At 37.9% G+C, this 24,712-nt stretch carries 20 protein-coding genes; 8 read left to right on the top strand and 12 right to left on the bottom strand.

Translation table 11 applies throughout. The annotated features are described in order from the left end of the window. From PHV30_01780 to PHV30_01765, 4 genes are all read right to left on the bottom strand, one after another. On the bottom strand, window positions 1-1,030 hold a 1,030-nt coding region (locus PHV30_01780), incomplete at its 3' end, for a hypothetical protein (GenBank protein MDD5455743.1). 68 nt (window positions 1,031-1,098) lie between these two features. Then, window positions 1,099-2,295 (bottom strand): hypothetical protein, encoded by a 1,197-nt coding sequence (locus tag PHV30_01775; protein MDD5455742.1) that lies wholly within the window; start codon window positions 2,293-2,295, stop codon window positions 1,099-1,101. A 99-nt stretch (window positions 2,296-2,394) separates the two neighbouring features. After that, entirely contained in the window at window positions 2,395-3,111 is a 717-nt protein-coding gene (locus PHV30_01770) for a flagellar motor protein MotB (GenBank protein ID MDD5455741.1), read from the bottom strand. A 1-nt stretch (window position 3,112) separates the two neighbouring features. Further along, on the bottom strand, window positions 3,113-3,892 hold the full coding sequence (locus PHV30_01765) for a MotA/TolQ/ExbB proton channel family protein (protein ID MDD5455740.1): 780 nt from the start codon (window positions 3,890-3,892) through the stop codon (window positions 3,113-3,115). A gap of 155 nt (window positions 3,893-4,047) precedes the next feature. Between PHV30_01765 and PHV30_01760 the strand changes: the two genes are divergently transcribed. The 5 genes from PHV30_01760 (at window position 4,048) to PHV30_01740 (ending at window position 13,701) form a co-directional block, all read left to right on the top strand. Continuing rightward, on the top strand, window positions 4,048-4,401 hold the full coding sequence (locus PHV30_01760) for a response regulator (protein ID MDD5455739.1): 354 nt from the start codon (window positions 4,048-4,050) through the stop codon (window positions 4,399-4,401). 17 nt (window positions 4,402-4,418) lie between these two features. Beyond that, window positions 4,419-4,775, top strand: a complete 357-nt coding sequence (locus PHV30_01755; GenBank protein MDD5455738.1) for a response regulator — start codon at window positions 4,419-4,421, stop codon at window positions 4,773-4,775. 285 nt (window positions 4,776-5,060) lie between these two features. Next, window positions 5,061-5,888 carry a tetratricopeptide repeat protein gene (locus PHV30_01750; GenBank protein MDD5455737.1) on the top strand — a complete coding sequence of 276 codons (828 nt, stop codon included), beginning with the start codon at window positions 5,061-5,063 and terminating at the stop codon, window positions 5,886-5,888. Between the two features lies 1 nt (window position 5,889). Continuing rightward, a complete protein-coding gene (locus PHV30_01745; GenBank protein ID MDD5455736.1) occupies window positions 5,890-7,740 on the top strand; it encodes a FliG C-terminal domain-containing protein in 1,851 nt (616 codons plus the stop codon). A gap of 141 nt (window positions 7,741-7,881) precedes the next feature. Continuing rightward, window positions 7,882-13,701, top strand: coding sequence for a hypothetical protein (locus tag PHV30_01740; GenBank protein ID MDD5455735.1), 5,820 nt, complete (start codon window positions 7,882-7,884; stop codon window positions 13,699-13,701). A 155-nt stretch (window positions 13,702-13,856) separates the two neighbouring features. On the opposite strand, the gene PHV30_01735 is transcribed toward PHV30_01740, so the two are convergent. From PHV30_01735 to metK, 7 genes are read right to left on the bottom strand one after another with little or no spacing between them, the layout of a single operon-like run. Then, complete coding sequence (locus PHV30_01735) at window positions 13,857-14,648, bottom strand: TIGR00282 family metallophosphoesterase (GenBank protein MDD5455734.1); 792 nt, start codon at window positions 14,646-14,648, stop codon at window positions 13,857-13,859. Continuing rightward, entirely contained in the window at window positions 14,649-16,184 is a 1,536-nt protein-coding gene (rny, locus tag PHV30_01730; protein MDD5455733.1) for a ribonuclease Y, read from the bottom strand. It lies immediately after the preceding gene. 28 nt (window positions 16,185-16,212) lie between these two features. Then, complete coding sequence (gene recA / locus PHV30_01725) at window positions 16,213-17,211, bottom strand: recombinase RecA (GenBank protein MDD5455732.1); 999 nt, start codon at window positions 17,209-17,211, stop codon at window positions 16,213-16,215. 12 nt (window positions 17,212-17,223) lie between these two features. After that, complete coding sequence (locus PHV30_01720) at window positions 17,224-17,718, bottom strand: CinA family protein (protein ID MDD5455731.1); 495 nt, start codon at window positions 17,716-17,718, stop codon at window positions 17,224-17,226. A 16-nt stretch (window positions 17,719-17,734) separates the two neighbouring features. Then, window positions 17,735-18,256, bottom strand: coding sequence for a CDP-diacylglycerol--glycerol-3-phosphate 3-phosphatidyltransferase (gene pgsA / locus PHV30_01715; protein ID MDD5455730.1), 522 nt, complete (start codon window positions 18,254-18,256; stop codon window positions 17,735-17,737). Beyond that, entirely contained in the window at window positions 18,253-19,530 is a 1,278-nt protein-coding gene (rimO, locus tag PHV30_01710; GenBank protein ID MDD5455729.1) for a 30S ribosomal protein S12 methylthiotransferase RimO, read from the bottom strand. Before rimO ends, pgsA begins: the two co-directional genes overlap by 4 nt. An 11-nt stretch (window positions 19,531-19,541) precedes the next feature. After that, on the bottom strand, window positions 19,542-20,729 hold the full coding sequence (gene metK, locus PHV30_01705; protein ID MDD5455728.1) for a methionine adenosyltransferase: 1,188 nt from the start codon (window positions 20,727-20,729) through the stop codon (window positions 19,542-19,544). Window positions 20,730-21,051: 322 nt separating this feature from the next. Here metK and PHV30_01700 point away from each other — a divergent pair, with 322 nt between their 5' ends. From PHV30_01700 to PHV30_01690, 3 genes are all read left to right on the top strand, one after another. Beyond that, entirely contained in the window at window positions 21,052-22,827 is a 1,776-nt protein-coding gene (locus tag PHV30_01700) for a SpoIIE family protein phosphatase (protein MDD5455727.1), read from the top strand. Window positions 22,828-22,837: 10 nt separating this feature from the next. Further along, a complete protein-coding gene (locus PHV30_01695) occupies window positions 22,838-23,155 on the top strand; it encodes an STAS domain-containing protein (protein ID MDD5455726.1) in 318 nt (105 codons plus the stop codon). Between the two features lie 118 nt (window positions 23,156-23,273). After that, window positions 23,274-23,645, top strand: coding sequence for an STAS domain-containing protein (locus PHV30_01690; GenBank protein ID MDD5455725.1), 372 nt, complete (start codon window positions 23,274-23,276; stop codon window positions 23,643-23,645). A gap of 9 nt (window positions 23,646-23,654) precedes the next feature. On the opposite strand, the gene PHV30_01685 is transcribed toward PHV30_01690, so the two are convergent. After that, entirely contained in the window at window positions 23,655-24,698 is a 1,044-nt protein-coding gene (locus tag PHV30_01685) for a hypothetical protein (protein MDD5455724.1), read from the bottom strand. Window positions 24,699-24,712: the final 14 nt, after the last annotated feature.

Below are 24,712 nucleotides of genomic sequence, written 5' to 3'. Positions count from 1 at the left end.
CGGCTATGTTGATATTGATTAATGCCGCGTTGCTATAGTTAGTATTAGCGTAGGTCTGGTCTGTTAACGTTATACTCGTTACATCCGGGCTTGTCGTATCCAAGGTTATCGTTCTGCTTGTCCCGGCGGTATTGCCGCCTTCGTCTCTCACCCACAGGTAGACTGTCTTTACAGCATCGCCGTTACTTAGTGTGAAGGTATCCGGTTTGTTTATCCATATCCCGTTATTATCGCCATTCGGCGCACTCGCGTTTCCACTTATATAGTAGCCATAGCTTGCGCTTACTCCCGCTTCTGTAACATCTACACTTATTACAATCTCATTTGTATAGTTTTCATTACCGCTTGTTTTGTCTTTAATAGTAAAAGCATCAATCACCGGTACTGTTAAATCAAGGGTAATTGTATAAAATGCATGTGTACTAATATTAGCTGCATTATCTTTAATAAACAGATATAAGGTTACGGGGCCTTCATTACTTAAAATATTATAAGTAACAGGTTTGTCCTGCCAGGCCGGATCATCCAGGCCCGGAGCACTATTATTTTCAGTTATATAGTATTTGGCTATTCCGGATAGCCCGTCACTCTCTCCGCTGATGTTTACGCTAACTATTCTCCCATTGGTAAACTGCCCACTGCCATTGGTCATATCGCGAACTGTTAAAACCCCAGGATTTGGTGCTGTAGTATCCAGTGTTATTGTGTCGCTGGCATTAATATTCCCCGATTCATTGATAAATTGCGTGTAAACTGTTTTCTGGCCGTCTCCTTCCACCAGGCTCCAACTTTTGTTTGTTGCATAAGACTCAGTTACACCTGCTCCGAAATCCGTATTGCTGATATTAATAGAAGTAGCGTCAACAGCATATAAGCTTAAATTAACATTAATTGTATTTACATAAAAATCGTTGCTATTTATAGTTACAGACCCATTAGTGGGCGGGTCTAATGAAAATATAAAACCTGTAAAAAGGAATAAAAAAACAACTGTAATTTTTGTAAAGAACTTCCCAACGGGACGAGCCAAAAGAATCCCCTATTCTTTTTCTAAAAAGATTATACTTTAGATTATATATAGAATTCGGGATAGATCAATTATTTGCCGATTTTTTGCTTGCATTCATCTATATAATAGATGACAAATCTGTTCCCAAAATTTATTTTCTGAACTTCCTCAAAATTTCTTAGCGCTTCCTCATACTTGTTTGCGTCAAAAAGTTTCTTACCTTCTTTAAAGCGGTCCCATGAAGCCAATTCTTTTTCCAGAGTGGAATCGATATGGGGTAGAGCCAGATTAATACGATCCAGAATTGCACTGACTTCTTGTTTGTTTGGGTCAAGTAGCAAGATGTTTTCAAACTTTTTCTTGGCTAAATAAAAATAATCATATAATAAAAGTTCCTTGGCTTCTTCAATATAGGCCTCAATTTTACTCTGTTGCATATTATCCATACTATCGCCAAAACTGAGATTTGTAGAAAATGCTATGTTGCTACCCAATTCCTTCATTACATAAGCAAAATCAAACTGCAAAATACCAACATTCAAACCACCACCAAAACTGAGTTCGTAATTATTTACCCCGCAACGTAAGGCCAGCATTTTAAACAGCAGCCATTCCGCTCCAAAGTGCCAATCATTAAAATTGTCCCTTGCATCTATGGTAAATATCAGGTCTTTTTCCCGATATGACAAACCTACGATACTATTACTGAGCAACTGGTCGCTTGTATCTCCCATTACCATACCGACAACATTGTTTAAACTCCAACCCAGGCTCAATTGTTCTGTAAGAGTATACATAAGTGAGATATCTCCGGCTATGGCCATGTCTCCGTCAGCGCCCAGTGTTCTCATAAAATATTTTCCCTTCAGGCCCATGAACACATTTTGCATAACCCTTTTTGAATAAGTTAAACCTATTGCCATTTTGCTGTCCTGGACCATCTGTGTGAATTGATTATATTTGTCCCGCCCTTCAATACCCGAGCCGCCGAGCATTAAAAATTCCACACCGAGAGCGGATTCCGCGCCGGGAAGGGCAAAACCTGCATACATCATATTATATTGCTCATAGAGCATAACCATCTGAAACATGGCCTGCATGCTTTTAAGTCGCATAACTCCGGCAGGATTCCAAAATAAAGAAGATGCATCATCAGCCAGTCCAACATATGCCCGGCCCATCGCCAGAGAACGCGCACCCACATTCCATTCCGCGAAGGAACCATAATGCTCAATCGCAAATGTGCCCACAGAGCAAATTAATAATATATATATAATTTTTCGCATACGAATACTCTGATCCCCCACATACACCATACCCTATTTATATAGTTTTTAAACATTTCTCCGGAAATTGCAAGGATTTAAACGATTCTGACGATTTTTTTATTTAGAAGCAGGAGTTGGATTGGCAAAATTTGCATCGGTTAGAATTATTACTTCGATACGACGGTTCATATCCCTGTTTGCCTGCGTATCATTGGCAAATCTTGGTCTGTATTCACCATAACCCATTACAGAAATACGCTGCGGGTCTATACCTTTGGTTTGTGTTAAATAATTTACCACGCTATATGCTCTATGAAAAGAAAGAACCCAGTTGGAATCATACTTTTCAGTATGAATAGGCACATTGTCTGTATGACCTTCAACTACTATATTATTGGATATTCCTTTTATTATATCGGCAACCGGAGACAATGTTTTCGCGAAATCAGCCTTTAGAGTGGCGTCTGCTATATCAAACAAAACCGGTTGTGAAAAAATAAGTCTGATTTTTTTATCCTCCACAATCAAGTCTACAAATGGCTCCAGCTTCTGGTCAATAAGTACCTGCCTAACCTTCTCTACCAGCTTGGATTTTTCTTCCTTTTTGGGTTCCTGAATAGTAATAGGTTTTCTTTCCATTGTTTGTTTGAAATTTCGACTCATTTGAGCGATCATATCCGTATAGTCTGTTCCTCCGGATTTTGCGGCGCTTATTGTTGCGAAGACGTAAAGTAGAATAAAGAAACAAAGTAGCTGCGACATAAGGTCGCCGAACATTACAAATCCGATTGGACTCTCGCCTTCCTCCTGATGTACTTTTTTCTTATAGCTCATCTTATTTGCCTTTTTTACCTTTTTTATCAGATTTGGCAAAACTGAGATAACTATATAAATATTTCTCAACTTTCAAAGGGATTTCTTCCCTTTCAATAAATAAAATACCTTCGGTCATCATTCTTTTTAAGTGTGCTTCTTCATCGCTTAATATTCTCAATTTTTGCGCGATGGGACTGAAGACCATCCCAGAAAAAAATCCTCCGTAAAAAGTGGCTATTAATCCCAAAGCCATTGAAGCCCCTAATGTTGAAGGGTCGGACATGTTTTTTAATACCTGGATCAAACCAACTATAGTACCTACCATACCGCAAACCGGTGCTATAACTGCCATGTTTTTATATAAGGTTATAATAATATTGTGCCTCTCCTGCATTTCTTCAATGGTATTATAGAGAGCGGACCTGATAAAATTTTCCCCTGTTTTATCTACAACCAACTGGACACCATATTTCATAAATGGGTCCTTAATTTTATCTATTTCACTAACGATAGCGGATTTACCTTTGGTTTTGCCTACACGAGCCAATTCCACGATTGTGTTTATAGCATGCTCTGCCTCAGTATGTTTTGGCGGGACCACAATAAAAGTCAGGGCCTTGAGGAATGATTTAAAATTTGTAAATTTTGATCCCAGAATGAGGGCGAACATACAACCACCCAAAACGATCATAATTGACGCTGCATGCAAATATTCCATGGGTTTATGTAAAATCTCGGGTAATCCTATCCAGAGAATAAATACCATAACTATAGGCGCTAAAATAATATTGAGTTCCATATCGTCCCCCTCCGAAAATCTATTGTTTCTATTTCAATATGTTACATGAGTCAAAATTCCCTGACGGCTTTCCGCCGAAACATTATTTTTTTCTGGTATATTAATATCATTCTGTCCTTGTATGGCAGAAAGCTTTGTTGTAGCATAGTATTTATATGGCTAAAATACTTGTCGTTGATGATGCTTCCTTCATGCGAATTAAGATTGCAAATATGTTAAAAAAATCCGGACATGAAATTATTCAAGCTGAAAACGGTCAAATAGCAGTAGAAAAATATAAATCAGATTCACCACAAATTGTTTTTATGGACATTACCATGCCTGTTAAGAATGGAATTGAAGCCTTAAAAGAAATAATCGATTTTGATAAATCTGCAAAAGTAATAATGCTTAGCAATGAAGCTCAACAAGAAAGAATTATGGAAGCCATTCAATGCGGAGCCAAAAAATTTATTGCCAAACCTTTTGATGATGAAAAAATTATCAGCTGCCTTAATGAACTGCTTTAATATGATATAATGTAAAAATGGCCAAAGTACTTGTTATTGATGACGCTTCTTTTGTTCGCATGCGTATAAAAAATATTTTGGGGCCGATCGGTCATACCATTTTGGAAGCTGTAAATGGGGCTAACGGTATTCAAATGTTTCAAAGTGAAAACCCGGATATGGTGTTTATGGATGTGAACATGCCTGAAATGGACGGATTAACTGCTTTGAAAGAAATCATTAAAATAAATAGAAATGCAAAAGTCGTGATGCTCACCAATGAGTCCCAGCAAAAAACTATCATGGACGCCTTACAAAATGGCGCTAAAAATTTTCTGGTTAAACCTTTTGACGAAGAAAAGCTCATTACTCTGGTTAATAAGTTAACATCCTAGGTTTTTCGTGCTTTTGTTGAACTTCTAGCAATCTTTTATTAGAATAGAATTAAAGTCCTTAAGAGGGAACAGGTATTTTTTAGCACGTGCCGGATAGCCCGGAATGTTTATGTTTGACGACATTATAGGGGATAAAACATTTTTAAAAAACGAATTATTATATCAATAGTATGTACCGCTATCCTTTTTTTTCAAACATGCCCTGTTTTTTCTCTGGATGTCGCAGATGTCAGCGCAAACAACACATATTATAATGACATCCAATATTTTGCCGGCAACAATTATTTGCCTCTTTTTACAGACAATACTTTTCAGCTTAACGCGCATTTAAACGCAATCCAGGTGGCGCTGATCGGTATGGTCATGAATAATCTGACCCCCAACTTTACTGCCAAAATTCCCTATATATCTACAATAACCGGTAAACTGAGTGCTTTTCCCTACGTGCAGACCGCCATCGAACAGAAATTTGTTGATGGAACAATTTCCGATCCGTTAGCTCCGGTTTCTATCAATGCTGCCATAAAAATATTAAAAAACTTTTTCCCTGATACAGATTTCAGCAGCTTCAACGGGAATAACGATCTGCTGACCAGAGAAAAATTCATACTGATTTTAAAAAAGAATCCCAACATTGAAAAAGAAGTAAAAAATTATGAAAAAAATCTGGTGAAAAAAGAAAGAAACATTGTCGGATCGGCTGTAAGTGATTTTGTGTTGGGCAACACCAAGTCGCTGGATAAAATTGAACTAAGTTCATATTATAACCGTAATCGTTTTTTCATAGATATGTTCTGGGAGGTTGCCACTAAAAAAGATACCGAATATCAGCAACTCTATGAAGATTTATCCAATGAATCACTTGACCTGCTCACCAAACGTCTGAATAAAGCCCTGTTATATTTTTATGAATCACAGTATTGGTTGGCTATAGAAGAATGTAACCTTATTTTAAAAGAAGATCCAACGCATACCGGAGCACTGTCGCTTAAAGGCTCAATCTATTATATGTTACAGGATTATGAACGGGCCAAAAAATATTGGAAAAGAGTTTTACATTATCAGCCCAACAATCAGGAAATAATCTACTTCCTGCAAACCCTGGAAGATTAATATGTGTAAAAAAACTTTGTTAGCAAAATTTTCTCGCCGGGTCATGCTTATTCTTTTACTTCTATTTTCAAGTGTTAGCATTTGTGAGGAAAATCCTGACATAAATTTTAATAAAGAATTTCCCGTGTCCAATATTGTAAAAACAAATACCGAAGAAATCTTATCTATGAATACTGAAAAAAATACACAAATGGAATTTAACTCCAGTTCGGAAATTCTTTCCTATCAACAGATCAAAGAAAAAGACCTGCAAAATCTGCTGGATAAAATATTCGGAATAAATCAGGTTATTGTGGCTATTAAAGTCCGGGTGAAAGTAAATAACCAAAACGCGCAGCGTGTCCAAACATTATTTTTACCTGGAGTCCCAATTAAACAAATTGCCAAGTCCAATATTCAAAATGTCTATATTTTTAGCCATTATGAAGTTACTGTCTGGCTAAATTCTTCCATAAAAAATGAGGATGAGGTCCTGAAAAAAATCAAAAGCTGGCTGGACTTTGATTTGTATCGGAACAGTACAATTCAGTTGTATAAAGAAAATTTCTACCAACCTGAAAAAAATGATACAAGTAAGGCTGATGCCAAATTCCTGGATAGTATCAAGGAAATTCTTAAAAATAATGCCGACATGAATACGGTTTTAATGAATGACAGTGACAAAAAATTTCAATTGCTTATAGAAAACAGCATGCGACAGGCTGAGGCAAGTTCCGTGGAAAATAATCAGAACATAGAATTTTTTAAAAATGAAATCAAGTCTTCTAAAGAATTTATCAGTACACTGGTTAATAAAAAAAGTTCATCCGCAAATAAATTGGAACTAAAAGAGCTCATTTTTATCGGTTTGGGAATATTGCTAATCCTAACAATTGCCGGTGTTGCCTTGGCTATGTTTATGCTGGCAAAAAGCGCCAGCGGGATTGCTACCACCGTAGCTGAAAGCAGCGCTAAAGAATCAAGCAGTGGTGGTGGTGGGGGTTATGGCGGCGGCGGGGGGAGTGGCATGTCGTCGCAAATAGCAAATAGCAGCATTAACGTTGACGCTGCAACCAAAGGTTTTGACGATGAAATCACTATAAAACAAGATGCCGGCACCAGAGATTATTTTGAATTTGTTAATGAAGGCAATATTCTCAAACTTGCCTATTTGCTGGAAAGGGACAAACCTCCTGCTGATGACCCTAATAAGGATTTATTCTGGCAAAAAGTAGCTATAATAATCTCCTATCTGCCAAGCCATCTGGGTAGTGTAATTTTTTCCAGGTTCGATACCGAAGAACAAACGGACATTATTCCTTTTCTGACTTACGAAATTGAATATCCTGCCAAAGATATTGAAGAGCTGGAAAAAACTTACAAAGAAAAAGTTGCCTGTCTTATCGGAGGGAAACACGCTGTATTACCGTTGCTGGACAAATTCCCTACGGAAAAGAAAACAGAACTGACCATGGCCCTGCACGAAAAACATCCGGATGTACTGGCTGAAATCCGTGACATGATTGTTCTTTTCGAGGATGTTTTATCCCTTAACAAAGAAGATTTAACCAAGGTATTTATGGAGCTTGATCCCAACTTACTGGCCATGTGCCTGATATCATTTCCGGAAGATGAACGCAACACCATGATCAGCGGGCTCGCTCCAGGTCTTCAAGCCATGGTCAAAGAAGTAATTTCTTTAAGAAAAGACAATTTTACTGAAGTTGAGCTGGCTAATGCCAAAGATTACCTGATAAAAACAGCAAAAGCCTTAAATAAAATGGGACGCATCAGTATCAAACAAAAAGAATTCGGCGTGGACAACGCGAAAATGAACCAGGACGAAATTGACGCTCTGTTCAAAAATATGTAAAGACAAAATGAATGTCCGAAATTTTTCTGTAAAAAAATATACATTTTCTGTCCACTGAAAAAAGAAGAAAAAATCTATCAATTGATAGACTATAAACATTAACCCAGATATAATATTAAACGTTGGGGATAGATTTTCTTTATGAAGAAAAAAACGCAAAAAACCATATCTAATCCGGATATAAAAATTATTCACAAAGAAACAACTGGTTCTGACAAAATAAATACGTCCGAAACCATACAAATGCTTATTAAATCCCAGGAAGAAAAAATACGCATTGATGACGATTTACGTAAAGCCCGCGAAGAAAAAAATAAACTGGCCATGGAGCTTGAAACTATAAAAAACAGCCTGGACAGCTCCAGGGAAAAAGTTAAAAATTTTGAACTTAAAAAGCGAGAAGACTTTAAAGTTCAGCAAGAACAACAGGAGAGAATTTTAAGTGAATATCTGCGTTTGCAGAAAGAGTTGCAGAATGATATTGCCAGATTACGCAATGAAAAACTATCCCTTAAGATAAACACCATTAAACAAAGCTCTCCGGCTAATGGCCAGGAAGAATCGCCAGCAACGGACAAAGTACTTCTGGTTCAAAATGATATTATAAATAAATCACAAACCTATACTCTGAAATTTATTGAAAAAGCATATGAAGAACTGGAACATTTAAAAACAAAAAAAATAGAGGAAGCCACTCAATATAAAGATCTCGTTTTAAAAGAAGCCAATGAGATCGTTGCCGAAGCCAATGAAAAAGCCCGGCTTATTACAGAACAGGCTGAAAAAGAAGCCGATACTATTTTATCCCATGTTGTGGAAGCCAAGGATAATGCTAACAAAAACATGGACCAGCTTATGCAAAACACTAATGAAATAATAAGCAAGGCCAGAGAAGAATCCGAACGAATTATTATTGAAGCTAATGAAAAAGCCCGGCTCATTACAGAACAAGCCGAAAAAGAAGCCGGCATTATTCTGGCCCATGTTGTAGAGACCAAAGATAACGCTAATAAAAACATAGATCAGGTTAAACAAAACACAAATGAAATAATCAATAAAGCCAGAGAAGAAGCAGAAAAAATTATTAAAGACGCTCATGAAAAAGCCGAATCAATAGTCAGTAATGCTGTTTCTTCCAAACAGCTAACCGAACAAAATGTGCAGGAATTAAAACAAAGTTCCATGGAAATCACAAGCAAGGCCAGGGCTACTGCGGAAGAAATATTGACCAGGGCTTCGGAACAGGCAAGAGTCATTTCCCAGCAAGCACAGCTTAAGGCGGATGAAGTACTGGAAATAGCCTCAAAATTAAAAGATGAAGCGAATATGGAAGTCCAAAAAATCAAAGAATTTGCCTTAAGCGATATCGAAGAAATTAAAAAATTAGCCCGGCAACAATCTGAAAAAACCATATCCGAAGCAGATCAGAAAGCTAAAAATATAATTCTTGAAGCCCAGAAACAGGCGGACACAGTTCTTCAAAAATTACATAAAGATAACTTGAAAGATAATTTAAGCAAAATTCAGGATGATTATAAAGATATCCTGGTGCAGGCTAAAGCCGACGCGGAACAGATTACTAACGAAGCCAAAGATAACGCCAAGAATATTTTAGCTAAAGCTATGAATGAAGCACAACAAGTTATGGCCAGGGCAGAACAAATAAAGACTGAAAACCAGACAGACATAAAACAGTTCAACAAAGTTTCACAGCAAATCATTAATAATGCCAATCAGGAAGCCGAACAAATTCTTGCTGAGGCAAGAAAAAATGCTGACAGTATTATTAATGAGGCAAAACAAATAAAGGCTAATGCGACTAATTATTTCCAGGAACAAAAAATAAAATCAGGTGAAATAACCGGCACAGCTCAAGATGCTGCCAACAGTTTGTTACAAAAAGCCAAGGATGAATCGATGGTGATTATTTCCGAAGCCAGGGATTTTCACAAGCAGGCGCAGAAAGAATTTGATCTTCGGATGCAAGATGTTGTAGTTAAAGAAAAAGAAATCCTTTCTTCGGCCAGGGTTGAAGCCGATGGACTAATCACTAATGCTCTTCATAAAGCAGAAGAATTGACAAACAAAGCCCAGCAGGACAATAAAGCTCAAGAGGCATTAGCTAAACAGGAAGCCAATAAAATTATCCAAATTGCCCATGATGAAGCCCAAAGCATACTGACTAAGGCTAATGAACAAAAAGAATTGTTGAAAACAGAACTGCAAGCTATGAAAAATGAGACAAAAGCATTGAACCGTGACGCTCAAAAGGAATATGACAATCTTCTTGCTCAGGTTGCCGAGAAAGAAAAAGTAATGCTTTCCTCTGCCAGGGCTGAGGCCGACGAACTCATTACCAGTGCTTATTGCAAAGTCGACGAACTGCTCAGCAAAGTTCAGCAGGATACTCAGGTTCAAGCCGCTTTGGCCAAAGAGGAGGCTGGAAAAATTGTTCAGGCTGCCCAGAATGAAGCTCAGAGTATTCTGGCTAAGGCACAGGAACAAAAGGAAAAGCAGGACAATCTTCTCGCCCAGGCTGCTAACAAAGAAAAAGGTATACTCTCTGCGGCTAGAGTCAAAGCTGATGAATTAATTTCCGAAACCTACAATAAAACAACTGAATTGATGAACAAAGTCCAGCAGGACAATCAAACACAAGCAGCAATGGCCAAGCAGGAAGCCGAGAAAATTGTTCAGACTGCTCAGAATGAAGCTCAAAGTATTCTTGACAAGGTTCTGGAACAAAAAGAATTATTAAAAACAGAGCTGCAAGCCATGAAAAATGAAACAAAAGCCCTGAACCGCGACGCTCAAAAAGAATATGACAGTATTCTTGCCCGGGCTACTGATAAAGAAAAGGAAATCCTCTCTGCTGCCAGAGCAGAAGCCGATGAACTTATTACCAATGCTTATAGTAAAGTGGATGAATTGTTAACCAAGGTCCAGCAGGAAAACCAGACGCAAACAGTATCAGCCAAAAAAGAAGCTGATGAAATAATCATTGAAGCCAAAACTCAGGCTGAAAACATTCTGGGATCAGCTAAAACTGACGCACAGAATATTATTGATAAAGCCGAACTGCAAAAAAACCAGTTAAAGGCAGAACTTCAGGAATTAAAACAAGAATCGAAAAATATTATTAAAACCGCTCAAAAAGAAGCTGAGGACAAAGCTAAGGAAATTCTGGAAACTGCCACGAAAAAAGCTGACTTCATAATTGATAATGCCAATCTTGTTAAGGCCGAAGCTGAGGGAAGCGCCCAGCTTCTGAAGGATGAAGCAATGCAAATCAGCGCACAGGCCAATATGAGTTCCGGCAAAATGGTAGACGATGCCTGTGCCAAGGCAGATCAGATTATTCAGGCTGCGCAAAAAGACGTACAGCTAATCAGCATGAAGGCCGAACAAGCACGACTTGATGTTGAAAAAGTTGTAAGCAAAAAACTGCTGGAAGCCGACAATATCCTGACAAAAGCCAAACAGGACGCAAAGTCTGTTCTTGAAGATGCCAATAAGGTCAAGCAACAGACAGAAGCCAACAAAAGACATTTTCAAAAAGAGTTCCAGCAAATTATTAATAGTGCCAAAGCGGAAGCGGATAGTATTTTGGCTGTGGCCCAAGGTAAATCCGCAGTGATAATCAGCAATGCCCAGAATGAAGCTGAAGCCATTATAAACAGAACTTTGAAGCAGAAAGAAGATTATAAACAGGAAGTACAAAAATGGAAAGATGACGCCAGACAGGTTAGCGCAGAAGCAAACCTTGAAGCTGACCGGATCCTGAAAAACGCCGGTATTCAGGCTAATGAACTGGTAGAACTGGCTCAGAAAAAAGCAGAGTATATACACAATAGCGCAATTCAACTCAAAGCCGGAGCAGAATCCGATGCCCAGTTCTTAAAAAATGATGCCGAACAAATTAATAAACAGGCAACACTCGATGCCGAAAGAATGCTGGCGGACGCAACCAAAAATTCTTCGGCATTAATTTATGAAGCTCAACTGGAAGCTGAGCGCATAATGGAAAAAGCAAGAATCGCGGTTAAAGAATATGAGAAAGAAGCTGAAATTACCGTTGAACAAGCTGAGCAGTTCCGGATAGAAACTGATCAAAAAATGCGGGAAGCTGAAATTAAAGCCAAAGAATTGCTGGAAAATGCTCAAGACCAGGCTGAACAGCTTCTGGTTAATGCCCATCAAAAGGCAAGCCTGATAATTTCTATTGCCGAAAAAACAAAAAAATCAGCGGAATTACAAACTCAAAAAAATATAGCTGAATCCCAGCGCAAGGCAGATAAAATCATAAATGAAGCGACACAAAAGAAAATGGAGATGGGAAAAGACGTACAGCAGATGCAGGCTGAATGCGAGCAAACAATAGATTTTGCTAACAGTGAAGCTGAACGTATTAAGCTGGAAGCAGCCGGGACGTCAAAAGTTATTTTAATAAACGCACAGAAACAGGCTGATGAAATAATAGATAACGCAGAAATTAATAGAAAAAACGGTGAAAAAGAACTGCTGCAACTTAAGGAATCTATACTTAAAGACATAGAAGAAATCAGAGAAATCTCTACAAATACTGCAGACCAGCTGATTGTCGCGGCACGGCTGGAAGCTGACCATATAAAAGCAAAAGCCCAAACACTAATTCATGAAGCTGAACTGGAATCAAATAATATTTTAAATGAAACCCGGGTAGAAGCCGATAAAATTTCCTCGGATGCCAAAGATATTGCCAGGGATTATCTGAAAGAAGCTGAAAAAGACGCTGAATCAATCATTAAAAATTCTAAAAAACATAAACAAGAAATAGAAGAAGTCCTGCGCCAGCAAAAGCAATCAGCTTTAACTGAAATTGAACAGCTTAAAAAAATGGCCATCGAACAATCGGAGCAAATTATTAATCAGGCTAAAGACAATGCAACCGGTATGGTTTCTCAGGCAAAGCAGCAGGCTAAACAAATGATAAAAGATGCTGAGAAAGAAAATGAACTGGAAAAGTCTAAGATGGAAAAGGAAGCATCGGAAATAATTACAAAAGCAGAGATTGAAGCAAAGAATATCCTGGAGAAATCCAATGTAAAGGCTTTTGCTCTCATCGAGGAAGCTCAGAACAAAGCTGAAAAAATTCAGGAAGCTTCTACGGCTATAAAAAATAACATAGAAAATAAAGCCCGCTTCGAGGCTGACAAAATTCTACAGGAAGCCCTGCAAAAGAAACAAAAATTAGAAGAAAAAGCAGAAGAAAAAGCCAAAGAAATAGAAACAAAAAGTGTAAAAAAGCTTGAAGAGATCGCTCAGCTTCAAGAAAAAAATGAATTTGACAGTAAAAAAATTATCGAAAAAGCTGAAGAGAAAGCAAAAAAAATAGAAATGGAAAATTTGGAGAAAATCGCCCAATTAAAAGAAATGTCCTTAGCTGATGTTGAAATAATAAAGAATAAAACCCAACAAGAGATAGTACAGCTAAATACTCAAAAAGAAGCTGTTATGAATGATTATAATAATACTGTAAGAAAATTGCTGATTTCCTTAAGTAAGCAAAAAATCATTTACACTCAAAAAATGGAACAGGTGAAAAAACACTTTGAAGGACAAATTTTCGAACTCCGTGAACAATATTTGGCTATTCAGAATGACTATGAAAAAAATCTGCAAACGATGAAAGAACAAAGTCAAAAAGATGTTGAAAAATTAAAGGTCGTATTTGAGCCTGATAAAGATCAAATCAAGGAAACTTATGTTCAACAACTGGCTACCATAAAAAAATCTTTTGATTCTCATTTGCAAAACAAAGATAAGGAATATAAAGTGCTTCTGGCCAGAAAACAACAAGTCTTTGAAAACAAGCAAAACCTTTTCGAGAACAAACTGGGAGACATCCAGAGTAACTTCAAAAATCAACTGGAAAATTTACAGGCACAATATCAGGTTGAAATTAATAAAATCTATAACTAAACCCAAATCTATTAATATTTTTGAAATCATACTCGACGCAAAATGGAATTTCGACGAGGCGCCAAGAAGCGAGCAGCGGAGGTGTACTTAATGGTACATTGAGCTGCGAACGACGCAGGCAACAATGCCGAAAACCATTTTGCTAAGAGTATAATTTATTCCACTTCCAGTATATTATGAAATGATTCTATATTGCAGGCCTTGCCTGAAGTGTCGAACTCCATAAACACATAATCCATAACAACTTCTTCATCAGTTTCTGGTGGAGCAATCCTCTCCGGCATATAAGTAATAAAACGGTTAATTATGGATTCCGGAGCCATACCCAGGATTGAGTGTTTAGCGCCTATCATCCCCAGGTCTGTTATATACGCCGTATGTTCACCCAGTATTTGCGCGTCAGAGGTCTGGATATGTGTGTGTGTTCCGCAAACTGCCGATAATTTCCCGGTATAATTGTAAGCAAAGGCCATTTTTTCAGAAGTAGCTTCAGCATGTATATCGGCGATAATTAACGAACTGTCTTTTAAGACAGTATTTAGCATGGACTCAAAAACATGGAAAGGATTATCAACCGGAGGCATAAAAACCTGGCCCAAAAAATTTACAACAGCAATCTTTGTACCTTTTATTACTTTTTTATAAACCACGTTCCCAGGAACGCTTACCGGATAATTTGCCGGACGGATAAGTGCTTCATACTCATCAATCAGAGGCAATATCTCCTTATTATCAAATATATGATTACCGGAAGTTACACAATCAACTCCGGCCTGTAAATAACTATGATAAATCTTGGAGGTAATGCCCTTGCCGTTAGCTGAGTTTTCTCCATTAATGATAACCAGGTCAGGTTTAAACTTTTTTTTCAATTCCGGCAATTGGGCGAAAAACATATCCCGCCCTATTTTGCCTACAATATCGCCAAAAAACAGAACCTTAATCATTTATTTAGCGACTTCCTGTACCCTGGTTTCTCTGATTACCGTAACTTTTATTGTCCCTGGATATTCCAGTTCACTTTCAATCTTTTTAACAATATCACGGGCCAGCTTGGAAGCCAGCTTGTCGTTAATAATATCCGGTTTTACCATGACCCTGATTTCTCTGCCTGATTGAATAGCAAAAGCTTTTTCTACGCCGGAGAAGGAAATTGCCAGGTTTTCCAAAGTTTCCAGACGCTTAATATAAGCTTCTATAGACTCTCTTCTGGCACCCGGTCTGGAAGCAGATATGGCATCAGCAGCCGCGACCAGGATTGCTTCAATAGTCTGCGGTTTTGTTTCTTCGTGGTGGGCCAGAATGGCGTGAATTACTTCTTCGTTTTCTCCATTTTTCACAGCGAAGTCTGCTCCCAACTGAGCATGGGTACCTTCACGTTCGAAGTCTATCGCCTTGCCGATGTCATGCAGTAAACCGGCTCTTCTGGCCAGCCTAACGTTTACATTCAGTTCCTGAGCCATAAGTGAAGCTATATGCGCAACTTCTATACTGTGCTGTAAAACATTCTGACCGTAACTAGTGCGGTAATGCAACCTGCCCAGCAAATAAATAATATTTTGTGACAGGTTCTGTACATCTGCTTCCAGGGCGGATCTTTCTCCAATGTCCATGATAATGGCTTCCAGATCCTTCTTGGCCTGATTATAGATATCTTCAATTCTTGTCGGGTGGATCCTGCCATCCTGTATCAATTTCTCCAGAGTTAATTTGGCGATCTCCCTGCGTATGGGGTCAAAACCCGATAACACAACAGTTTCCGGAGTATCATCAATAATCAGGTCTATACCTGTTAAAGTTTCAAAAGCACGAATATTTCGTCCTTCACGACCTATCAAGCGGCCCTTCATTTCATCGTTCGGTAATGCCACAACGGAAGTTGTGATTTCCACAACATTGTCTACAGCACAACGTTGGATGGCAGTAGCTATAATTTCTCTGGCTTTTCTTACCGAAGTTTTTTGCGCCAGTTCCTCTGTTTCCTTAATAATCTTGGCAGCTTCAAATTTCACTTCTCTGTCCAGATGTTCCAGCAGCATCTTTTTTGCGTCTTCACGGCCAAGCTGAGCAACCTTCTCCAGTATTTCAATCTGCTTCTGATAAACAACCTCAATATCCTGTTGCTGTTTTTCTACGGAAGCGGTCTTTTTCTGCAATTCACCTTCTTTGGTTTCCAGATGGGCCTCGCGTACATCCAGATGTTCTTCTTTCTGAATAAGACGGTTTTCCTGAAGCAACTGTTTTTCTCTTCTTTCCTTTAACTCATTCTCGGCTTCATTTCTGATTTTGAGCATTTCTTCTTTGGACTGAATTAATGCTTCGCGCCTTATATCCTCTGCAGCTCTTTCTGCTTCCTTTACCAGTTTAGCGGTCCTGGCTTCCACTTCTTTTTCTTTTTTCTGAATGATATTATTCTGAACAAATAACCAATAACTTAATCCTGCGAATAATACTACAAATACTACGATGGTAATTATCATCATCTTGAACCTCCTTTAAATTAAATTTACATTACTTAACTGGTATACCTAAAATCTCCCTAATCTTTTTTTCCAGAGTTGCCATAATCTCGGGATTATTTTCGAGGTATAGTTGAGCGTTATCCTTGCCCTGCCCTATTTTTTCATTATTGTAACTATACCAGGACCCATACTTTTCTATGAGATTATTTTCAACAGCTATATCCAGTATTTCTGCTGTTTTAGAAATTCCTTTCCCGTAAATAATTTCTACCGTAGCTTCTTTGAAAGGAATGGCTACTTTATTTTTTACAACTTTTATTTTTGTGAGTGTTCCGATAACATCCTCACCCTTTTTAATACTGTCTCTTTTTCTTACATCCAGCCTTATCGATGAATAAAATTTCAAAGCCTTGCCGCCGGGTGTAACTTCCGGATTACCGAACATAATACCGACTTTTTCACGTAACTGATTAACAAATATAACAATAGTTGATGATTTGCTAACTGACGCGGTCAGTTTGCGCAACGCCTGCGACATCAACCTGGCTTGTAGTCCTATATGGGAATCCCCCATTTCTCCATCCAGTTCCGCCTTGGGTACCAGCGCTGCTACGGAATCTACAACAATTACTTCCACAGCCCCGCTCTTCACCAGTGTTTCAGCGATTTCCAAAGCCTGTTCACCATAGTCCGGTTGGGAAATTAGAAGTTCCTTGGTATTTACTCCGATATTTTTTGCGTATGTGGGATCCAGCGCATGTTCCGCGTCAATAAAAGCACAAATACCTCCGCGCTTTTGAGCTTCTGCAATTATGTGCAAGGAAACTGTGGTTTTACCTGAACTTTCCGGCCCAAAAACTTCTACCACACGACCTTTAGGCAGTCCTCCAACACCCAAAGCCGCGTCCAGCCTGAGAGAACCGGTAGGAATATAATCCATTGCCAGTTTTTTCACATCACCCAGCTTCATTATCGCACCCTTGCCAAAATTTTTTTCAATCTGATGCATTGCTATATCCACTGCTTTACTTAAATCATTCTCAGCCATAAAAAAACCTCCTTATTTAAAATTTTCCAGATAATATCTTAGTAACTCCAGGGCAGCAAAAGATGTTTGTTTAATAATATCTGTTCTTTCTCCGCTAAATATAAAATTCTTGCTATATTCCTGTTGCTCAATAAGCAACGTTATGTAAACCAAACCCACTTTTTCCATTTCCCGTTTGGGTCCGGCAAATCCGGTAGTGGCCAACGCAATCTGCGTTTGATATTTATGCTGCACTCCTTTGGCCATTTCCATGGTAACCTGCGCACTTACAGCCCCATAACGCTGGATTGTCTGGGGATTTACCAAACATTCACGCACTTTTATCAAATTGCTGTAAGCCACAATGCCTCCGACAAAAAAATCAGAAGCACCCGGCACTCTAACTATATTAGCACTTAAATCCCCACCCGTAATAGATTCGGCAATAACCAGCTGATATTTTTTTTCTTTTATCAGGTCAGCGACCTTAAAGGGAATTGCATCCAGATTTTTTACTTCCTTCTGCATAAGAATATCCTTAAAATCAGCCACTTTTTAAAACCTCTCGGTTCTCATAAAAATAATTAAATCCCGATATCAGTGTAATAATAACCATACCGATAACCCAAAGATCAACGAAAGGTAGCTCCAGTATCAACCAGGCTAATGTTACGTATTGCCAGACTGTTTTTATTTTCCCCAGTCGGTCCGCTTTAATCACAACTTTTTGCAAAGCTGCAATAGACCTTAAGCCCAGCACAGCCATTTCCCTGAAGAGCAGGATTGCTACCCAGTAATAGGCAATTTTTTGCGCGGCTATAAACCAGAGCAATAAAGAAAATACCAACATTTTATCCGCGAGCGGGTCTAAAAGTTGCCCCATATTAGTTTCCTGCTTAAGCTTTCTGGCCAGAAATCCATCCAGATAGTCTGTAAAAGTAATCGCCAGAAAAACCAATAAATCGATTATTTTCTGAGTATCGGAAACATGCGGAACAGACAACAGGACTAGAAGGAGGGGGATCGCACAGATTCTTAAAAGCGTCAGCCCATTGGCTAAATTCAAGTGGTCCTGCCGATCAAATCATACTCTAGGGCTTTTTTTATTTTGACTTTTTTTAGCTGGCCGATATCTTGTTTCTTAAGATTTGCCACATAGACAAACCCGTCTATTTCCGGTGCGTCAAAATATCTTCGTCCACCTTCACTATTATCGATTAGCACATCCATTTCCTGCCCTATGTATTTTTTATTCAGTTTTTTACTTATCCCTTTTTGCAGGTTCATAATGGCATCAAGCCTTTTTTGTTTGACATGTTCATCAACTTGTCCCCTCATGTTAAATGAAAATGTACCCGGTTCCTGAGAATAAGCAAAAACACCCAAATGATCGAACTGAGTCTCTTCGATATAGTCATATAGTTCCCCGAAATCATTATCATCTTCTCCGGGGTAACCGACCATTACTGTGGAACGCAGTTTAATGTCAGTTATTTCTTCACGCAATGTATCGATTCTGTTCGTAATACTCTTCCTTTGACTCATTCTATTCATTTTATTTAATATTTTATCATTTATATGTTGAATTGGCATGTCAATATATCTAACAATTTTTTTCGATGCTTTTATGGTACGAATTAGATCATCGGATATTTTATCAGGATAACAGTACATAATCCTAATCCAGGCAAGTTTATCTATTCTGTCCAGTGCTCGTAAAAGACCGCTGAAACTGTATCCGTCATAGTTGTACATGGTGCTGTCCTGGCTTACAACAATAATTTCTTTCACACCGCTATCAGCCAGCTTCTCTGCCTCTTCGATTATCTGTTTTATCGGTCTGAACAAAGCCGAACCTCTGATAGAAGGAATGCGGCAATAAGCGCAGCTGTTATTGCAGCCTTCACCTATTTTTAAATAAGCGTAATGAGGAGGTGTGGAGAGTATTCTTTGCTCTTCTCCTAAAAAATTATGAATATGATTGGCGTAAATCGTTATAGCTCCGTCAAATTTGGAAATCTGTTCTAAAACTTCATTTATCCGCGATACTGCGCCCGTATTAATAATCCCATCAATAAAAGGATATTGCTTGAGCAACTTGTCCTTCTGGATTTCTACATAACATCCGGCCAGGATAATCTTGCGTTTAGAAGTTTTCTTCCACTGTTTAAGTTCCAATAGGGTATCGATGGTTTCCTGTTCCGCATCCTGTATAAAACAGCAGGAGTTCAGCACCATCACATCCGCTTTGTCCATATCTGTGACCAGCTTGTGCTGCTTAGCGACTTGCCCCATCATTGTTTCGGTATCTACCAGGTTTTTAGGACAACCCAGACTAATAAATCCGATATTTATTTTAATGCCTCTTTTTTGAGAATATCAACTTTGTCCAGTTGTTCCCAAGGGAAGATATCCCTACCAAAATGGCCATATGATGCTGTCTTTTGGTAAATTGGTTGCTTGAGTTTCAGGCTGTCGATTATATCTTTTGGTTTAATAGGAAAATATTTATAAATTATATCAACAATTTTTTCCTTATCCACTTTCTCTGTTCCGAAAGTTTCCAGAAAAATAGAAATCGGCTCTGCTACACCGATAGCGTAAGCCAGTTGTACTTCACATCTGTCCGCAAGTCCAGCTGCCACAATATTCTTAGCGATATATCTGGCTGCATACGCTGCAGAACGGTCTACCTTGGATGGGTCTTTGCCGCTAAAAGCACCGCCGCCATGACGGCTCATGCCACCGTAACTGTCCACAATAATTTTTCTGCCGGTCAGGCCGCAGTCTCCCATAGGGCCGCCTACAACGAAACGTCCCGTAGGATTAATATAAACCCTGTCATCTTCCAGTTTATTCAGCAGATTAGCGGGGATTACTTCTTTGATAACCTTTTCGATCATGTCTTTACGAATAGTTTTATGTTCAACGTCCTCACTATGCTGGGTAGAAATAACTATAGAATAAATATATTCCGGTTTGTTGTTCTTGTAAGCCACAGTTACCTGTGATTTACTATCCGGCTTAACATATGGCAACGCTCCGCTTTTTCTGAGTTCTGTCAGCTTTTCCAGCAACTGATGAGCCAGCATTATCGGTAATGGCATATATTCTTTATTCTCGTTGGTAGCGTAACCGAACATTATCCCCTGGTCTCCTGCGCCCTGTTCTTTAAATAAACCCACACCTTCGGTAACACCCTGAGAAATATCCTGGGATTGTTTGCCTATAGCTGTTATCACTCCGCAAGTTTCATAATCAAAACCGTCATCAGTATGAGCGTAGCCGATTTGTTTAACTACATCCCTGGCGATTGCTTCATAATTCACAGTGGCTTTGGATGTAATCTCTCCTGATACGATAACCAAACCTGTTTTAACCATTGTCTCGCAGGCTACACGCGAATCCGGGTCTTCCTTGAGATGCGCATCCAATATTGCATCGCTAATCTGGTCTGCCATTTTATCAGGATGTCCTTCGGACACACTTTCTGACGTAAACAGGAAGGTATCTTTATCCAGCATTATTCTTTTGCTCATTTTTGTCTCCTTTACAATATATTCGGGCTTATTATTTTATTTCTCGAAAAACTTTGCCCCAATGTTTAATGTTCTCTAAAACAGGGTATATTATAGCTGTAATTTAAAATAAAGAAAACAAGTTGTCTGCAAAATCAATGCCGACAGTCGTTACAAAGGAATAATAAGGAGCAATCATGTATAACTCCAAAGACGATGACCATAAAACTACAATCTGCTGCCTTAACCGGAATATCGATCTTGAAATCGACATTCCTATTCCGATTAATGAAATCTTGATGTAAAATAATATTCAGTCGTTTCCAGAACAATTTATAAATATATGAATAATAATTACTTAGAAAAATTATATTTTTTAAAAAAGAATTTTGAAAACGTTAAAAGCGAAGAAGACCTCGTTAGTATTGTTCTGCAATTTATTAAACAGGAGCAGTTAACATCACCATTAATTGCTCTTGTTACCAATAGCAATACCGGGAGCAGTGTTCTTTACGGTATCAGCGAATTCACGGTTAATGAACTGAATAGTGTCAAAGACCAGCTTGTTCAATATATTGAAGAGCAGTCAGGTCTGGCCCTGCGCTCCAAACAATTAACTATATTTGTGGAGGAAAGAATAACCGAGCCGAAACCTTTTCACATGAATATGTTAAAGGTTATACCCATGGTTCTGGAGAGCAAACTGCATGGGGCAATGCTGATCTATAATGAAATAGACTTTTTCCAGAATCATGATCTTTACCATCTCTACCATATACTTTTATGGTTGTTCCAGGAAAAATATTTTATCATCGCCAGAAAACATCAGGAATTATTATATAAAAAACTGGAAGTTATCAACGAAGCCCGAGAAATGATTTATTCACTTGTAAATATGGATGATATGCTTTCCATACTGGGCGATATTATTCTCAAACATGCCAAAGCTGAAATGGGATTTCTTACCCTCATGAGTACTAATACGGATAAGCTGGAAGTCAGGGCCAGTTGGCATACCAGAAATGAACAAACTGCCGAATACATGAGTAACTTTGAACGTGATTTTCCTGACAATTTAATATCTATTGAATTGGAAGACAAAGGAAATATGCTTGAATATATAAAGGATGAAATGAGAATTCTCAAGCTGGACTCGGTAAAAATAGTAAAAAATGACAATCCGGATATTGTCGATATAATAATCCCGGAATTGCTTTTTATCCCTCTTATTATCAGAGAAAATGTTATCGGCTATCTGGGACTTATCCGCAAAAACTTTTTTAAGGAAAAATTTAATGATAATGATATATCGATTATAGAAACTATAGTATCTCTTGCCGCAGCATCAATAGAAAATAATCGGCTGTATGATCAATCTCTCAAAGAACAAATGACACAAAAAGAATTACAGGTAGCCAGAAACATACAGGAGGGTTTGCAGGCCAAATTCAAGCCGGCTTTACAAAACTTTGACATCGCTGCTACATCCTTTCCTGCAAGAGTTATCGGTGGCGACTATTTCGACTTTTTTCAACTTGATGAAAATCTGTTGGGAGTTACTCTTACCGATATCGTCGGCAAAGGAATCCCTGCGGCGTTAATCATGGCCTTTTTTAAAGGCATCATGCAATCTTCGGTTTTTGATAATAAAGAAGCGCATGCAGTCTTTGAAAAAATAAGCGACAACCTGGTTAAAAATAAAAGTGTTAAAAATTATATACCTAGCGTTTACGCCATCATTGATAATGCAAACAGGACTTTGACCTACACTAACGCCGGGCACGAAAATCCGTTTTTTTACAGAAATTCAGACAATAGTTTTCATGTACTGGAAGAAGGAGGTTTCCCTCTCGGTGCTTTTTCCAATGCCAAATATGGCAAAGAAACATATGTTATGGAGCCGGGAGATATAGCAATCCTTTTTACAGATGGTATCACAGAAGCAAGGAATCGCCTGGAAGATTCCTACGGGGAAGAACGTTTCCGCGCTCTTATAACCAAGAATAAACATCTTGGCGCACAAGAAATTGTCGATAAAATTGTTGAAGATATTTTATTATTTTCTCAAGATGCCCCTTTACATGACGACTTTACTGTTATTATTATTAAAAGGGTATAGGAGGTGTTAATTGGAAGTCACTAAAGAACTTAAAGAATTTTTAATTGTTACCCTGGGTGGAAGAAAAGAAGGGAATAATGTGTCTGGTCAGATTGAAATCGACATTGATAATTATTATATTATAACCGAAACAATTGATAATGAATTGGAAAAAGGTACTATAAATTTTCTTTTAGAACTAAAAAATGTTAAATATATAGATTCCTCAGGTTTCGGTGCCATTTTAAATTGTTATCAAAAAATCGCGAGCTCCGGAGGGATTTTCAAAATTTTGAATCCCAGCGAACACGTTAAACGCATGCTGAATATATTAAAAATCGATATGTGATTTTGTTTTATTTGTTTTAAAAGTTATTGACAAATGGGTATTGTGTATTTATAGTATTTTCTAGGGTTACAGTTCATTTGTTAATACATTGGTTTAGAATTTAAAGGAGGTAACAACCTTGGAAATACATAAAGAAGTAAAAAACGGAATTCTGATCATCAGCCTGGGAGCAAAGAAAACAGAAACAGGTGTTACCGGTGATATTGAACTGGACGTTGATAACAACTATGTATTAACTGAAATTATTGAGGAAGAATTAAATAGAGGCAATAAAAATATTCTACTTGAAATGAAGAATGTGAATTATGTAGATTCGTCAGGTCTCGGTGCTATATTTGACAGTTACAAACAAATAACCGAAAAAAGCGGAGCATTCAAAATATTAAACCCTACTGTAGATGTGAAGCGAGTTCTGGATATTACAAAAATTTCTAAAAAAATTAATATCTTTGTAAACGAAGAAGAAGCATTAAAAAGTTTTAGCAGTTAAATACTTTTTTTATTTATTTTCGTCTTCCAGTTGTGCTGTTCTTTCTAATAGAGCCTGATAGGATTTCAAGAATTCATCTTTTTTTGCTGTTATCTCACTGAATAATGAATTATAGTTCTTTTTTTCCTGCTCCAGCAGCGAAGAATATTGCTGTTTAATCGCAGTCACTTCCATTTTATAATGATGAACAAGAGTCTCTCTCTGTTTGCCGACCTGCTGTAAAATTTGTTTATACTTTTCAGTCTCTTCGTTAATTAAAGGTACGAATTGCTGTTTAATCTCACCCAGCTTGACTTGATACATATCTTGATTTTCAATAAGTTTCTTTTCGAAAGATTGTTTTTCGGATCGCAGACGATACTCGTAATCCTCAAGCAGCTTTTCGTGCTGTTGTTTTTTAGCAGCGATCTGTTCTTTATACTCTTCATTAACCTCTGCCAGTTTTTTGAAATATTCGTTGCGCATATCTTTTTTTTCTTTCTCAAATTTAATTTGCAATTGCTGTTCAAATTCTTTTTTTTCTTTTTGCATAACCTGCAGATTTCCGGTTATTTCTTTTTTCCGGTCAGCGTATATGGTTATAAGTTTTTGTACACTATCCTCAAATTTACCTTTAAAGCTCTGCATTTTAGTAAGATATAATTTTTTTTGTTTATCCAGGGCAATTGCCATCTTTTTTATTTCATCGGAATATTCTCTCATAATGGATTCTTTTTGCTGTTTCAGATAAAAAATCTCGCCTTCCGCTTGTTCCTTCATTTTTTGAATATCCTGCATGACCCTGTTTTTCATGCCCTTAATTTCTTCCTGAAAATCCTGTCTGGCCTTTTGATTTTGATTATTGAGCTGATAACTCAGGTATTTCAATTCCTCAAACAACCGCTCTTTTTTATTCTCCATTTCTTCAATTTCTTCAGTTAATTGCCCCTTCTTTTTGTAGAGGTTATCCATCTCAACCGCAACCTCGGTCTTCTGATCCAAAACAATGACATCCGGGTTGCCGATATATTCGGTTGTTCTTTCTTCCGGTTTTACAAGTCTGATTTGTGCCATTTAAAAATTTTTTG

It is taken from the genome of Candidatus Margulisiibacteriota bacterium, assembly GCA_028715625.1.
In the GTDB taxonomy this organism is placed as follows: domain Bacteria; phylum Margulisbacteria; class Riflemargulisbacteria; order GWF2-35-9; family GWF2-35-9; genus JAQURL01.
Note: the sequence above shows the minus strand (reverse complement) of the source record. Positions and strands in the feature narration are given on the sequence as shown.